The following is a 15,152-nucleotide window of genomic DNA, read 5'->3' as shown; positions in this document are numbered from 1 at the left end:
CCGGACGGCCATCGAGCGCCACAGCTGACGACTTTGTGGCCGTCCGGGCTCCGGTCAGCTGGTGGCGTCGTCGCGTCGGGGCAGGTTGCCCGGCGGCGCCGACCAGGGCGACCCACCTCCGGTACGCCGGGGCAGCGGCTCGGTCGGCGTCGTATCCGGATCCGGATAACCCAGGCTCAGCGGCGCGGTGTCCCGGTCCGCCGACGGGTTCGGTGACCAGTCGGTCAACGTCGGGTCCGTTGCCGGCGCGTCCGGTGTCGCCGACACCGGCTGCGGCACCGGGGCTGGCCAACGCCGCCAGCGTTGCCCACTGAACGTCGCGACCAGCAGCAGCATGCCGATCAGGAAGAGGGTGCCGTTCTCCACCGGCAGCCCCAGCGGCAGCGGGTCGCCGAGAAACTCCCAGCCGGACGGGATGCGTTCGCGCACCTGGAAGGGCGCGATGAACAACCCGATGTACGGGGTCACCAGCAGCAGCCCGGCCACCAGCGGGCCGAGCGGTGAGATGCGCAGCGTGCCGAGCAGGCCCAGCACGATGCCGCCGACAGCGAGGTACACGGCCGGTTCGATGAGGTTGGCCGTGTTGGAAGTGCCGATTTCCACCCACCGGTCGACGGTGCCGGCCGACCCGTCCTGACCGAGGGTGATCAGCACCCAGGTGACCGGCACCACCACCAGCCCTGCGAGGAAGCTCCACAGATGTCGCATCCGCGCACCGTACCGTTTCCGACATGACCGAGCACCCCGCCACCGCCCTGCCGGGCAAGCCGACCTCGTACTCCCGGGTAACCCTGAGTCGGATCATGACCGCAGTGGATGTGAACCTGTACGGAACGGTGCACGGCGGGGTGCTGATGAAGTTCGTCGACGACGTGGCCGGCGCGGCGGCGGCGCGGCACAGCGGCGGTACGGCGGTGACCGCCGCGATCGACGAGATCGTCTTCTCGGAGGCGGTCCGGGTGGGCGACCTGGTGCACGCGTACGCCCAGGTGAACTGGACCGGGCAGACCTCGATGGAGGTCGGCGTACGGGTGATGGCCGAGCGCTGGGACTCGGCCGACGAGGTGCCGGTGCGGGTGGCTACCGCGTACCTCGTCTTTGTCGGGGTCGAGGTTGGTGGCGCGCCCCGGCCGGTACGTCAGGTGTTGCCGGAGACGCCGGAGGACGAGCGTCGCTGGCGGGAGGCGGAGATCCGCCGCGCCCACCGACTGGCCCGCCGCCAGGCCATCCAGGCGGCCCGCAGCGAGCCCTGAGGCCCTCGGCAGGCTCACGCTGCGGCATCCCTACGTGCGCCGTAGCCACACTTGTCGTGCCCGGGGGATGTGGGGCGGGTACATGCGCCCGCAGGGTGCGGGTGCGGAGAATGGCGCTTCGAGGTAGGGCAAGATGGCGCCACGGCCCACCGCACAGCGTCGTGCCGGGCCAGGGGAGGAGTGGACCAGTGACGGACGTGCTGTGGACGCCACCGGCGGACGTGCTCCAGCGGTCACGGATCGGGGCTTACCTGCGTTGGCTCGCCGAGCACCGGGGGCTGACGTTCGCCGACTACGAGGCGCTGTGGCGGTGGTCGGTCACCGACCTTGACGCGTTCTGGCGGTCGATCTGGGACCACTTCGGCGTCGTCGCGCACACCCAGCCGACGGCCACCCTGACCGACCGGGACATGCCAGGCACCCGGTGGTTTCCCGACGCCACCCTCAACTACGCCGAGAACGTGCTGCGGATGCCGGGCCGGGCCGAGGACGAGCCGGTGGTCGTGGCACACGGGCAGACCCGGGCGCCGGTCACCCTCACCGCCGGGCAACTGCGCGAGCAGGTCCGCCGGGTCGCCGCCGGGCTGCGCCGGCTCGGCGTCACCACCGGCGACCGGGTGGCCGCGTACGCACCGAACATCCCCGAGACGTACGTGCTGATGCTGGCCACCGCCAGTCTCGGTGCCGTCTTCTCCTCCTGCGCGCCGGAGTTCGGCACCCGCAGCGTCACCGACAGGTGGCAGCAGATCGAGCCGAAGATCCTGGTCGCCGTGGACGGCTACCGCTACGGCGACAAACCGGTGGACCGGCGCGCCGAGGTGGCCGCGATCCGGGCCGCGTTGCCGTCGCTGCGGCACACCGTCTCGATCCCCTACCTCGACCCCGACGGTTCGCCGGCGGACGGGGCACTGGCCTGGGCGGAGCTGGCGGCTGAGACCGACGAACCGTTGGCATTCACCCCGGTGCCGTTCGACCATCCGCTGTACGTGCTCTACTCCTCCGGCACCACCGGACTGCCCAAGCCGATCGTCCACGGACACGGCGGCATCCTGCTGGAACACCTGAAGATGCTCGCCCTGCATCACGACCTCGGTCCGGCGGATCGGTTCTTCTGGTTCACCACCACCGGCTGGATGATGTGGAACTTCCTGGTCTCCGGGCCGGCGGTGGGCGCGGCGATCGTGCTGTTCGACGGCAACCCCGGCCACCCCGACCTGGGCGCGATGTGGCGGCTGGCCGAGCAGACCGGCACCACGTACTTCGGCACCTCCGCGCCCTTCCTGCTGGCCTGCCGCAAGGCCGGGCTGGTCCCGCGCGAGATCGCCGACCTCTCCGCGCTGCGCGGCCTCGGCTCCACCGGCGCGCCACTGCCCGCCGAGGGCTTCACCTGGGTGTACGACGCGGTCGGCAGCGATCTTCAGCTCCAGTCGCTGTCCGGCGGCACCGACGTCTGCACCGGTTTCGTCGGCGGCGTACCGCTGCTGCCGGTGCACGCCGGTGAGATCGCCTGCCGGGCCTTGGGCGCCAAGGTGGAGGCCCGTTCTCCGGATGGCACCCCGGTAATCGGGGAACTGGGCGAGTTGGTGATCACCGAGCCGATGCCGAGCATGCCGGTAGGTTTCTGGAACGACCCGGACGGGGTCCGCTACCGGGAGGCGTACTTCGACGTCTATCCCGGAGTGTGGCGGCACGGGGACTGGATCACCATCAACTCCCGGGGTGGGTGCGTCATCACCGGCCGCTCCGATGCCACCCTGAACCGGGGCGGCGTACGGCTCGGCACCGCCGAGTTCTACTCCGTCGTGGAGGGGCTTGACGAGGTCGTCGACTCGGTGGTGGTGCATCTGGAGGACGACGAGGGCGGCGCCGGTGAGCTGCTGTTGTTCGTGGTGCTCGCCGATGGGGTGACGCTGGACGACGAGTTGCGTCGGACGATCTGCCGCGAGTTGCGCACCGCGTTGTCCCCCCGGCATGTGCCCGACGAGATCCACCAGGTCCACGCGGTGCCGCGCACCCTGTCGGCGAAGAAGCTCGAGGTGCCGGTCAAGAAGATCCTCACCGGTACCCCGGTCGACCAGGCCGCCGCCAAGGGCGCTCTGGCCAACCCCGACTCCCTGGCCGCCTTCGCCACCCTGGCCCAACATCGCACCCCGGACCGCCCCACCGCCTGACCCGACCCCGGACGCCGGCCCTCGACCCCTCGACCCCGAGCCCCCAGCACCGCCCAGCCGGCTCCGGCTGTGACTCGGGCTGGGGGCTCGGGCTGGGGCGTACGGGCTGGGCGCTGGTAGCCACAGCCGCGCTTCAGCGGTCAAGGGCCATACACGAGCTGGCACCTTTCCTCACTCAGCGTGCTTTCGCAGCTCGACCAACCAATACCTTCACCATCCTTTGCTCTGCTTCAACCCACGCAACAGTTGCTTTCCGTAGCGCCTGAAGCCTGAGTGACCCCGGACCATTACCGCGTCGTCGCAGGTCAGGCGGTTGTGCGTCGGTTGAAGCAGAGCAAAGGGCGGGAGGGGGTCACATCTCCCGGCGCCGGTGCAGCCACGGAGGGTAACAACGCAGAGGGTGAGGACCGGCTCGATGGATTGATCGCTCGCCTCGCGGAGCGTCCTCGCAAGGTTCGGGCGAGCCGGGCCGGGCCGGGCGAGCCGGGCCGGGCGGGGCGAGCCGGGCCGGGCCGGGCGGGGCGAGCCGGGCCGGGCCGGGCGGGGCGAGCCGGGCCGGGCCGGGCGGGGCGAGCCGGGCCGGGCCGGGCGGGGCGAGCCGGGCCGGGCCCGGCGAGAGCCGGGTGGGCAGGTCAGGGCAGCGTGTGGGTGATGCGTTCCGTCGATTGGCGGTCGGTCAGGCGGGCCTGGTCCGGGTGGGCGCAGAGCACCAGGGTGGCACCCGCGCTGAGCGGGGCCAGCAGCCAGTCGAGCGGGTCCGGGTACCGGTCGACGTCCACGAGGAGCCGGTCGCCCGGGGAGATGCCGAGTTCTGCGGCGCGGGTCGCGGCCCGGGCACGCAGCGTGGTGTGGTCCGGGCCGCCCGGGGGGTACGCCGTGAAGTGGTCGCCGTGCGCGCGTACCTCGGTGACGTAGTCGGCGAACCCGGCCGGCACCTCGCGTAGCGGCAGCGCGAACGGGTGCAACGCCAGCGCGTACCGGTCGGTTGCCGACCAGGCGTCGGCCTCGGCGACGCGGTCGATGGCGGCGAAAAGCACGTCCACCTCGCCCGGCGGCTCGGTGTCCGGCGATCCGGCCGGCCGCACCGTCAACCCGGCCGACCAGCAGCCGAGCAGCACGGCAGCGCTCTGCCAGTGCGGCGGCAGCAGCACCGCAGCGGTGCCGCCCGGCCCGAGCGCCAGTTCGTCGACGAGCAGGTTGGCGGTCTTGGCCACCCAGTTCGCAAGTGTTGCTCCGGAAAGCTCGGTGCGCTCGCCGGACGCGTCGTCGTACCAGGTCAGCAATGGGCGGTTCGGGTCGGTCGCGATCGCGTCGGCGAAGACCCGGGCAATGTTGTCGGCCATCGGCGCGAACGATACGCGCCCGGCGGCCGTACTCGATGGCAGCGACAAGTCGGCGTACCGTCGGGTCGCAGTCAGCGTCCGTGCCCGGCTCCGGCGTAGGCTTGCCGGAGTGTCGTTCCCCACAGTCCCGCCACCGCAAGGAGTCGCCCCGTGACCGCCGGTCGCCCGCCCCGCGTGCTCATCGACGCCACGAGTGTTCCCGCCGATCGCGGCGGCGTCGGTAGATACGTCGATGGCCTGCTCGGCGCCCTCGGCAAGGTGTGCGGATCGGCGGTGGACCTGGTGGTGGTCAGCCTCCGCACCGATCTGGATCGTTACCGCCGGAAGCTGCCCGGCGCGGAGATCATCCCGGCGCCGGCCGCGGTGGCGCACCGACCGGCCCGGCTCGCCTGGGAGCAGACCGGTCTGCCGCTGCTCGCCCAACAGGTCGGTGCCGAGGTGCTGCACTCGCCCTTCTACACCTGCCCGCTGCGGGCCGGCTGTCCGGTGACCGTGACGGTGCACGATGCGACGTTCTTCACCGAGCCTGAGCACTACGACAAGTCCCGCCGGACGTTCTTCCGCAGCGCCATCAAGACCTCACTGCGGCGGGCGGACCGGGTGATCGTGCCGAGCAAGGCCACCCGCGACGAGTTGATCCGGCTGCTGGACGCCGACCCGACCCGGATCGACGTGGCCTACCACGGCGTGGACCATGACGCCTTCCATGCGCCCGGCGACGAGGAGAAGGCCAGGGTCCGTGCTCGCCTGGGGCTCGGTGCCGGAAGTTACGTGGCATTCCTCGGCGCCAAGGAGCCCCGCAAGAACGTGCCGAACCTCATCCGGGGCTGGGTCCGGGCGGTCGCCGACCGGCAGGATCCGCCGGCGCTGGTGGTAGCCGGCGGGCAGGGACACGACGACGACATCGACCGCGCGGTGGCCGAGGTGCCCTCACATCTGCGGCTGCTGCGTCCCGGCTACCTGCGCTACGGCGACCTGCCGGGCTTCCTCGGCGGGGCCCTGGTCGCCGCGTACCCCTCCTACGGCGAGGGGTTCGGGTTGCCCATCCTGGAGGCGATGGCGTGCGCAGCTCCGGTGCTCACCACCCCCCGGCTGTCGCTGCCCGAGGTCGGCGGCGACGCGGTCGCGTACACCAGCGAGGATCCGGACCAGATCGCCACCGACCTGGCCGCGCTGCTCGACGACGAGCCGCGCCGGTTGTCGCTGGCCAAGGCCGGCTTCGACCGGGCGAAGGAGTTCACCTGGGGGTCCAGCGCCGAGGTGCACATCGCGGCGTGGACCAGGGCGCGGGCCTGAGCCCGGCAACCGAGGCGCCCGGTCCGGGTGGTTCGGGCATGATGTCCTGGTGATCTATGTCGTCATTCCGGCCGGTGGCAGCGGCACAAGGTTGTGGCCGCTGTCCCGCGCCGGCCATCCCAAGTTTCTCCACCCGTTCACGGGTACGTCCGCGTCGCTGCTCCAGGCGACGGTCGATCGGCTGGGGCCGCTGACCACCCCCGAACGCACAATGGTGGTCACCGGGGCCGCGCACGCTGCGGCCGTGGCTCGCCAACTGACCGGTCTGCCAGAGGAGAACATTCTGGTCGAACCGTCGCCACGGGACTCCTGCGCCGCCATCGCGCTGGCTGCGGCGGTGATCGCCGTACGCGATCCGGACGCCGTCATGGGATCGTTCGCCGCCGACCACCTGATCGGCGACCCGCAGCGTTGGGTGGACACCGTCCGGGAGGCGGTTCGAGGTGCGGAGCAGGGGCTGCTGATGACGGTCGGGATCACCCCGACCCGGCCGGAGACCGGCTACGGATACCTGCGGACCGGCGAGCCCGTCGAGGGTGGCCCGATGCGCCCCGTGGTCGAGTTCAAGGAGAAGCCGAGCGCGGAGGTGGCCGAGACGTACGTGCGTTCCGGCCACTACCTCTGGAACGCCGGCATGTTCGTCTGGCGGGTGTCGGCGTTCCTCGCCGAGCTGGCACGTCAGCAGCCCGACCTGCACGGCGGAGTCACCGCGATCGCGGCGGCGTGGGGCACTGACGAGCAGGACGACGTGCTCGGGGCGGTCTGGCCCACGCTGACGAAGATCTCCGTGGACTACGCGGTGATGGAGGGCGCTGCCGCGGCCGGTCGGGTGGCGACCGTACCCGGTGACTTCCGGTGGAACGACGTGGGCGACTTCCACACCCTCGGCGAGGTGCTGCCGGCGGACACCGACGGCAACGTGGTGCTCACCGGCGACGCCAAGCCCGAGGTGCTGCTGCACGACAGCAGCGGCATGGTGGTGGCGCCGCAGGCCGGCCGGCTGGTGGCCGCCGTCGGCGTACGGGACCTGATCGTGGTCGACACCGAGGACGCGTTGCTGGTCTGCCCGCGCGACCGCGCTCAGGACGTGAAGTCGATCGTGGACGAGCTCAAGAGGCGGGGTGAGGACAAACTCGTCTGAAGGCTGCCAGGCCCGGTGTGACGAGCCGGGCCGTGCCGCCGGCCAGCGGATGCGGCAGGCGATCCGGTGGGAACCAGCCGAGCGCCTCGGACTCCGCGCTGACCCGTTCCGTGGCCCCCGCCGGGGCGAACACGGCGAAGCGCACGTCGTGGTGCAGCGAACCGCCCTGACAGGCCACCGGATGCACGTCCACGTCGATCGGCGTCGGATCGATCCGCAGACCGGTGACGCCCGACTCCTCGGTGGCCTCCCGCAACGCCGCGCCGGCGAGCGTCCGGTCGCCGGGCTCGCAGTGCCCGCCCAACTGCACCCACTTGTGGAACTTCCCGTGCAGGCAGAGCAGCACCTGGGTGCCGGTCGCGTCGAACACCAACGCACTCGCGGTGACGTGACCGGCCCGGTGCTCGCGGGCCATCGCGATCGGCCCGGCGTCGAGCAGGCCGAGGATGCGGGACCGGGCCACCGCCGCGTCCGGGCTGGTCGGTGCCCAGCCGCTGAGCACCGCCACCGCGTCGGCATGCAGCGCCGTCCAGTCGTCCGCGTCGCCGCGCGGGGATTCGGCCACCATTCGGGGCGTCGACAACGGCCGCTCCTCTCGTCCGTGCCAGCGTACGGGGTGCTGGTGGACGAGCCGGTGCGGTGCGTGGGAGCCGGGGGGTGTGCCGTAGCTGGGCCAGGGAGATCGGGCGGCACCCCCTGCGGAAACTGAGCCGCAGACCCTCGTAGGGGGCCGCCCGATCTCGGGCACCCAGCGGGGTCGACACGTTGAACGTGCGTCGCCCTCTGTGGCACGGGAAGCATGGCGGATTCATGTGACGGGCGTCGAGGTCTTTTAGCTCAGGCTTAACTGCCCGAGGCTGACGTGGCCGGGTAGAGTTCGAAGGTCGCCGGGTGCCCCCTTCGCCGGGCGATGGGAGTACCCATGCTGAAGATCCATTTCTCCGGCGAGGACATCCTCCGGACCCGGGTGGCTCCGGCGGCCGATCCGGTCTGGGAAGTGGTGCTGAGCCTGCACCTGCTGCCTGGGCGCAGCCGTGACCCGTTGCTCGCCGGCTGGCGCCGCGAGGTCTCCCGGGGGTTGCGTCGACAGGTGGATGCCGAGGCGCTGCGGTTGCTGTCCACGTTGAGCCCGCCGCGCGGCTACTTTCCGGATTTCCTCACCCCGTACGAGAGCGTGCACGGTTTCGAGGCGGGAATGGAGGCGTTGCGGCGTACCCCCGTGGCGTTGTTGCAACGCGACCTGACGCTGCTCGCCAACAGCAACCGGAACCTGCCCGTCGGTGTCGCCGCCATCGCCCGGGGCGAGCCGGAGGCCCTGACCCACCTGACGGAGACGATGGGCCGCTACCGCGAGCTTGCCCTCGGCCCGTACTGGACGCGGGTCCAGGGGGCGGTGGAGGCCGACCGCGCCCGCCGGGCGCGGGCCATGCTCGACGGCGGTGTCGAAGGGTTGCTGACCACGCTGCGGCCGGGCCTGCGCTGGGAGTCGGGGGTACTGGAGATCCCCGCCTATCCGCGGAGCCGGGAACTGCACCTGGAGGGGCGAGGGCTGCTGCTGGTGCCGTCGTTCTTCTGTGCGAACACGCCTGTCGCGCTGCTCGACCCGGAACTACCGCCGGTGCTGGTCTATCCGGTCGACAAGCTGGGCGGGTTGACTGCGGACGCGGTCGGGGCGGGCGACACCGGCCGGGAGGCGCTTGCCGCGTTGCTCGGTCGTACCCGCGCGGCGGTCCTCGCCGCCAGTGACGACGGCTGCACCACCGGCGAGCTGGCCCGTCGGCTGCACATCTCGGCGGCTGCCGCCAGCCAGCACACCACCGTGCTGCGGAACGCGGGCCTCCTGGTCAGCCACCGCGACCGCAACACCGTCCTGCACACCCTCACCCCCCTCGGCCGCGCCGTCCTCAACCCCTGACCTCGCCCACCCGCGAGGCGGGCTGTCAGAGGGCGAGGGTGGCGGCGGCGGTGGTGCCGTTGGGTGGGGGGAGGAGTCGGGTGGGGACGTCTGCCGCCGCGAGGGCGGTGCGCAGGCGTTGCACGTCGGTGCCGAAGCGGACCAGCTGGAACGGGCCCACGGGGGTGGGTGGGGAACAGAGCACCAGGCCGGTCGCATGGGCCGGCCAACCCGGCACGATGGGGACCAGCGCAGCGCGTACCTCATCGTCGGTGACCTGGGTGAAGACCGTGCCGGGCGCGATCACATCGGCGACCGAGGCGATCGCCCGCTCGACAGCGGCCGGGTCGGGTGCGGCTTCGCCCGGCTGGTCCGGCAGGGTGGCGGCGGTCGTCAACCCGGCCGCCCTCGCCTCGGCCGTGCCGAGCGAGAAAAGGTCCATCGAGGCGTCCCGGACCAGGACCCGGGCGCCCTCGCCGTCACCTGACAGCGGCGACGTCAGATAACCGCGGATGACCGCGACCGGCATCTGATCGCACTTGCCCTTGATCAGTTCGCCCGCCGCGGCCAGCTCGTCGATCACCGCCATCTGCGTCAGCACAAGCTCGTTGCCGTACGGGTCGACCTCGCCCCGGTGGTCGCGGATGGCCTCCATTCCGGCGACGCCGAGGGCAACATCGGTCAGCCCGTTGCGCCAGGGGCGACCCATGGTGTCGCTGACCACGACCGCGACGTCCACGCCGTACCGGTCGCGCAGGCCGGCGCGGAGTGCGCGGGCCGAGGCGTCCGGGTCCTCGGGCAGCAGCACCAGCCGGGTCTTGTCGACGTTGGACGCGTCGATCCCGGCGGCGGCCATCACGAAGCCGTGGCGGGTCTGCACGATTCGGGTAGAGCCGCGCGACGCCACCACCCGTACCGTCTCCGCCGCCAGCACCTCGTCGCGGACGGCCTGCCGATCGGGGCCGTCGGCGGGTACGTCCACCAGCCGACCCTCGGCCTTCGAGATGATCTTGCTGGTCACCACCAGCACGTCCCCGTCGCGTAGCCAGGGCGCCGCGCTTCCGATCAGGACCGCCAGGTCGTCACCCTCGGTCACGTGCCCGATGCCGGGCACCGGCAGGATCTCCAGTCTCACGTCAACTCCACCGCAGCGCGGACCATCGCCGCCGTCGCCGCCTCGTCGGTCATCCGCAGCGGCACCGCGCGTACCGTCACGTCCGGCACCACCGTTGCGGCATCCTCCTCGGCCACCAACCAACCGTCGAGCAGCCCGCCGCCGGCCCGGCCGCCGTACAGCCCGCCGACACCGCCGGCGGTGCACTCCACGCCGACCACCGCCAGGCAGCGGTCGGCCATGCCGCGTACCGGCGCGCCACCGATGATCGGCGAAACACCCACCACCGGGGCGGAAGTGCCCGCCACCGCCTCGCGCAGACCCGGTACGGCCAGGATCGGCGCGATACTGACCACCGGGTTGCTCGGCGCCACGAGCACCACGTCGGCCCCGGCGATCGCCTCGGTCACGCCGGGTGCCGGCTTCGCCGACTCCGCTCCCACGAAGACGAACCGGTGAGTCGGGATCTGCGCCCGGTACCGTACCCACCACTCCTGGAAGTGGATCGCCCGCTGGGCACCGTCGACGTCGACGACCGCGTGCGTCTCCAGGCGGTCGTCGGTCGCCGGCAGCAGCCGTACGCCGGGCTGCCAGCGTGCCGCCAGCGCCTCGGTGACCTGATGCAGCGGATAGCCGGCGTCGAGCATGGTGGTGCGCACCAGGTGGGTCGCGATGTCCCGGTCCCCCAGCCCGAACCAGCTCGGCTCGGCACCGTACGCCGCCAGCTCGTCCTTGACCGTCCAGCTCTCGTCGACGCGCCCCCAGCCTCGCTGCGGGTCGGCGCCGCCGCCGAGCGTGTAAAGCACGCTGTCCAGGTCCGGGCAGATCCGGAGCCCGTGCAGCCGCAGGTCGTCGCCGACGTTGACCACCGCGGTCACCTCGGCGCCCACCTCGCGGGCGTACGCCCGCACCCCCAGCAGGAACCGGGCACCGCCGATTCCGCCGGTCAGAACCACGATGCGCATCCGCCCATCCTCGCCTACGTGACGCCTCCGGCAGGCGACTGCCCCGGGAGACTAGGCTCACGTCGGCATCTGTCCGCTTTCGCCCCAGGGAGAGTTCGTGACCAGCCCCGCCGAGCCCCCGCCCACCGACCCGACCCCGGCCCGCCAGGTGACCGGGCCGCTGCGTGAACTCGTCGCCCTCGTGCTTCTGGGGGCGAACGCCGTCTTCCTCTTCGTGGGGCTGATCCGGCTGCTCACCCCGCAGGGCGCCTACAGCACGGTGACCGGCCGGGCCGCCAGCTCGTTCTTCGCCTTCATCGGCGTCGAGGCCGTCGTCCTCCCGGTGCTGGCGGTACTGCTGGCCACGCATCTCGCCCCGACCGTCGGCCGGGCGAAACTGATCACGCAGGTGGCGCTGATCGAGTACGCGGTAAGTGCCGTGCTCGGCGGTCTGACCCTGCTGATCTGGGTGGTCGGTCGGCTGGCCGAAGCGCAGCTCTTCGACGCGATGACCGGCCTGCTCACCCGGGTCGCGTGGGTGGCCTTGTTCGCGGCGGCCGCATACGTGGTGTGGAGTGTGTGGCAGCGGCTCTACCACGTGCCCCGGCCCAAGCCCGAGCCCGGCCTGTACGGCACGCCGCAGCAGGGCTGGCCGCAGCCCGGCGGCCCGGGCCAGTTCGGTGGCCAGCCGGGTCACCAGGGCGGTGGCTGGACGCCGCCCGGCCAGTCGGGTGGTTGGCCGGGCGCCGAACGGCCCGCCGGCTATCCGGCCGGCTACCCCGGCTCCGGCCACCCGGGCTGGCCAATGGCTGGCCAGGCACCCTCCGCCGGAGGGCCGCCGGAGTCCCCGCACACCTGGCCGCCGCACGGTCAGCCGGCGGTGCCACCGCAGTCGGCCGCGCCGTCCTCGCCGGCCGCACCGCCGTTCGGGCAGCCGGCCTCGGCCGACCCGACGCAGAGCATCCCGCGCCAGGGCGATCCGGCCGGGGGAGCGCCGCGCCAGGGCGACCCGGCCGGAAACTCCCCGCGCGAGGGCGCCGAGCCGACCCAGGCGATCCCGCACCAGAGCGCCGAGCCGACTCAGGCGATTCCGCGACCGGGCGACGGTGACGCCGGTCCGGCGGTTCCTCGGCCGGGCGACGGAGAGGCCGACCGCACCCAGCGGATCGACCCGGGCGACCAGCCCGGCTGAGCGACCGCAGGGATCGGGCCGCGCCAGGCCCCGCTGCCCTCGGGGCCACGTGCGGTTGCCCACGGGCCGGGGCCGGACCGGGCCGCAGCGCATAGGCTGAGCGGATGGTTGATCAGAGCGAGCCCGGGTCGGGTGACGGGGGCGTACGGCGGGCACTACGTCGCGCCGCCACCGGGCGGGCGCTCGACGTCGACGAGGCGTCGACCCTGCTGACCGCCCGGGGCACGGCCCTGGAGGAACTGCTCGGCATCGCCGGTGCGATCCGTGACGCGGGTCTGCGGGACGCCGGCCGGCCCGGCGTGGTGACGTACTCGAAGAAGGTCTTCATTCCGCTGACCCGGCTCTGCCGGGACCGTTGCCACTACTGCACGTTCGCCACGGTGCCGCACCGGCTGCCGGCGGCCTTCCTCGACCGCGACGAGGTGCTGGCCATCGCAAGGGCCGGTGCGGCACAGGGCTGCAAGGAGGCCCTGTTCACCCTCGGTGACCGACCGGAGGAGCGGTGGCCGGCCGCCCGACAGTGGCTGGACGAACGCGGCTACGGGTCCACTCTGGATTACCTACGGGCCTGCGCCGTCGCGGTGCTGGAGGAGACCGGCCTGCTGCCGCACCTGAACCCGGGCGTGCTCTCCTGGGCGGAACTGCAGCGGCTCAAGCCGGTGGCGCCGAGCATGGGGATGATGCTGGAGACCACGGCCACCCGGCTGTGGTCCGAGCCCGGCGGTCCGCACTACGGCTCACCGGACAAGGAACCGGCGGTGCGGTTGCGGGTGCTCGACGACGCCGGTCGGGTCGGCGTTCCGTTCACCACCGGCATCCTGATCGGCATCGGCGAGACCCTCGCCGAACGGGTCGACGCGATCTTCGCGATCCGGCGTACCCAGCGTGAGTACGGCCACCTCCAGGAGGTGATCGTGCAGAATTTCCGGGCGAAGCCGGACACGGCGATGCGGGGCATGCCCGACGCCGAACTGCACGATCTCGCGGCCACCGTGGCGGTGGCCCGGGTGCTGTTGGGCCCGAAGGCCCGCATTCAGGCCCCACCGAACCTCATCGCCGGCGAGTACGACCTGCTGCTGCGGGCGGGTATCGACGACTGGGGCGGCGTCTCGCCGGTGACCCCGGACCACGTCAACCCGGAGCGTCCCTGGCCGCAACTCGACGTACTGGCGGCCCGCACCGCAGCGGCCGGCTTCACGCTCCGGGAGCGGTTGACCGTCTACCCGGAGTACGTCCGGGCCGGCGAGCCGTGGCTGGACGCCCGGCTGCTGCCGCACGTGACCGCGCTTGCCGACCCGACGACCGGGCTGGCGGTCGAGGCGGCCCGCCCGGTGGGCCGGCCGTGGCAGGAGCCCGACGAGACCTTCGGCGGACGGACCGACCTGCACGCCACGATCGACACCGCGGGGCGTACGGACGACCGCCGGGGCGACTTCGACCACGTCTACGGCGACTGGGCGGAGGTCGCCGCGAAGGCGGCCGTACCACCGGCACGAGCCGGAGTCGACGCTGGCCCGGCACCCGAGGCGGTGCACCGTGCCGGGGCCGGCCGGCAGGCCACCGCCGGCTCGGGCGACGCCGACCTGCGGACCGGGTTGCGGTTGGCCGCCGAGGATCCGGCGGCGCTGCTGGAGCCCCGGCACGCCGAGGCCGCGCTGGCGCTGTTCGGCGCGGACGGTCCGGCCCTGGACGAGTTGTGCCGCACCGCCGACGAACTGCGCCGCTCCGCCGTGGGTGACGACGTGACCTACGTGGTCAACCGCAACATCAACTTCTCCAACGTCTGCTATGTGGGCTGCCGGTTCTGTGCCTTCGCGCAGCGGGAACGGGACGCCGACGCGTACCGGCTCTCGGTGGAGCAGGTCGCGGACCGGGCGCAGGAGGCGTGGGCGGCCGGAGCCGGCGAAGTCTGCCTACAGGGCGGCATCGACCCGAAGCTGCCGGTGACGATCTACGCCGACCTGGTCCGGGCGATCAAGGCCCGGGTGCCGCAGATGCACGTGCACGCCTTCTCGCCGATGGAGATCGTCACCGCCGCCGCCAAGGCCGGTGTGTCGGTGCGGGAGTGGCTGGCCGGGCTGCGCGAGGCGGGACTTGACACCATCCCGGGCACCGCGGCGGAGATCCTCGACGACGAGGTGCGCTGGGTGCTCACCAAGGGCAAGTTGCCGACCGCCACCTGGGTGGAGGTGGTCAGCACGGCCCACGAGCTGGGCATCCGGTCCAGCTCCACGATGATGTACGGCCACGTCGACCATCCCGCGCACTGGCTGGCGCACTTCCGGGTGCTTGCCGGGGTGCAGGACCGCACCGGCGGGTTCACCGAGTTCGTGGCGCTGCCGTTCGTGCACACAAATGCCCCGATCTACCTCGCCGGCATCGCCCGACCCGGTCCGACGTGGCGGGAGAACCGGGTGGTGCACGCGATGGCGCGGGTGCTGTTGCACGGCCGGATCGACAACATCCAGTGCTCCTGGGTGAAGCTGGGCGACGCCGGCACCGCGGAACTGCTGCGCAGCGGCTGCAACGACCTGGGCGGCACGCTGATGGAGGAGACCATCTCGCGCATGGCCGGGTCCGGCAACGGGTCGGCGCGTACCGAGGAGCAGTTGCGGGCCATCGCGGCGGCCGCCGGCCGGCCGGCGCGTAGGCGTACGACTGCGTACGGTCACATCGCGGCCTAGCGTCGAACCTTCGCCCGCCGCCGGACGTACCTGTCGATGCCGGCGGCGGCACGGCGAGGACCGCCGCCGGCACCCCTCCCGGGGGCCCGGCGCGGTCTGTCGTGACCCCCGTCCGTCACC

Annotated in this window: 12 protein-coding genes; 7 read left to right on the top strand and 5 right to left on the bottom strand. The window is 72.5% G+C overall.

Annotated features, from left to right (window positions below):
- Nucleotides 1-54: 54 nt before the first annotated feature.
- Complete coding sequence (locus tag O7624_RS11290) at nt 55-708, bottom strand: hypothetical protein (protein WP_282239977.1); 654 nt, start codon at nt 706-708, stop codon at nt 55-57.
- A gap of 23 nt (nt 709-731) precedes the next feature.
- Between O7624_RS11290 and O7624_RS11285 the strand changes: the two genes are divergently transcribed.
- Both O7624_RS11285 and O7624_RS11280 read left to right on the top strand, forming a co-directional pair.
- Nucleotides 732-1,253, top strand: coding sequence for a hotdog domain-containing protein (locus O7624_RS11285; RefSeq protein ID WP_282239976.1), 522 nt, complete (start codon nt 732-734; stop codon nt 1,251-1,253).
- 188 nt (nt 1,254-1,441) lie between these two features.
- Nucleotides 1,442-3,424, top strand: a complete 1,983-nt coding sequence (locus O7624_RS11280) for an acetoacetate--CoA ligase (RefSeq protein ID WP_282239975.1) — start codon at nt 1,442-1,444, stop codon at nt 3,422-3,424.
- 632 nt (nt 3,425-4,056) lie between these two features.
- On the opposite strand, the gene O7624_RS11275 is transcribed toward O7624_RS11280, so the two are convergent.
- Entirely contained in the window at nt 4,057-4,767 is a 711-nt protein-coding gene (locus tag O7624_RS11275) for a TIGR03089 family protein (RefSeq protein WP_282239974.1), read from the bottom strand.
- A gap of 150 nt (nt 4,768-4,917) precedes the next feature.
- Between O7624_RS11275 and O7624_RS11270 the strand changes: the two genes are divergently transcribed.
- Nucleotides 4,918-6,063: a glycosyltransferase family 1 protein gene (locus tag O7624_RS11270; protein WP_093406479.1), complete on the top strand. Its 1,146-nt coding sequence runs from the start codon at nt 4,918-4,920 to the stop codon at nt 6,061-6,063.
- 49 nt (nt 6,064-6,112) lie between these two features.
- A complete protein-coding gene (locus O7624_RS11265; protein WP_093406481.1) occupies nt 6,113-7,204 on the top strand; it encodes a sugar phosphate nucleotidyltransferase in 1,092 nt (363 codons plus the stop codon).
- Here O7624_RS11265 and O7624_RS11260 read toward each other — a convergent pair.
- Entirely contained in the window at nt 7,173-7,772 is a 600-nt protein-coding gene (locus O7624_RS11260) for an NUDIX domain-containing protein (protein ID WP_282240606.1), read from the bottom strand. The genes O7624_RS11265 and O7624_RS11260 overlap by 32 nt on opposite strands.
- Before the next feature lie 354 nt (nt 7,773-8,126).
- Here O7624_RS11260 and O7624_RS11255 point away from each other — a divergent pair, with 354 nt between their 5' ends.
- Nucleotides 8,127-9,119: a winged helix-turn-helix domain-containing protein gene (locus O7624_RS11255; RefSeq protein ID WP_093406486.1), complete on the top strand. Its 993-nt coding sequence runs from the start codon at nt 8,127-8,129 to the stop codon at nt 9,117-9,119.
- Between the two features lie 25 nt (nt 9,120-9,144).
- On the opposite strand, the gene O7624_RS11250 is transcribed toward O7624_RS11255, so the two are convergent.
- Together O7624_RS11250 and cofD are read right to left on the bottom strand one after the other, a co-directional pair.
- Nucleotides 9,145-10,233, bottom strand: coding sequence for a coenzyme F420-0:L-glutamate ligase (locus O7624_RS11250; protein ID WP_282239973.1), 1,089 nt, complete (start codon nt 10,231-10,233; stop codon nt 9,145-9,147).
- Nucleotides 10,230-11,177, bottom strand: coding sequence for a 2-phospho-L-lactate transferase (gene cofD, locus O7624_RS11245; protein WP_282239972.1), 948 nt, complete (start codon nt 11,175-11,177; stop codon nt 10,230-10,232). Before cofD ends, O7624_RS11250 begins: the two co-directional genes overlap by 4 nt.
- Before the next feature lie 97 nt (nt 11,178-11,274).
- On the opposite strand from cofD, the gene O7624_RS11240 reads away from it, so the two are divergent.
- Nucleotides 11,275-12,348, top strand: coding sequence for a hypothetical protein (locus tag O7624_RS11240; protein WP_282239971.1), 1,074 nt, complete (start codon nt 11,275-11,277; stop codon nt 12,346-12,348).
- A gap of 104 nt (nt 12,349-12,452) precedes the next feature.
- A complete protein-coding gene (locus O7624_RS11235) occupies nt 12,453-15,032 on the top strand; it encodes a bifunctional FO biosynthesis protein CofGH (protein WP_282239970.1) in 2,580 nt (859 codons plus the stop codon).
- Nucleotides 15,033-15,152 lie beyond the last annotated feature (120 nt).

This window comes from Verrucosispora sp. WMMD1129, from assembly GCF_029581255.1.
In the GTDB taxonomy this organism is placed as follows: domain Bacteria; phylum Actinomycetota; class Actinomycetes; order Mycobacteriales; family Micromonosporaceae; genus Micromonospora; species Micromonospora sediminimaris.
This window is presented reverse-complemented; position numbering and strand designations above follow the sequence as displayed.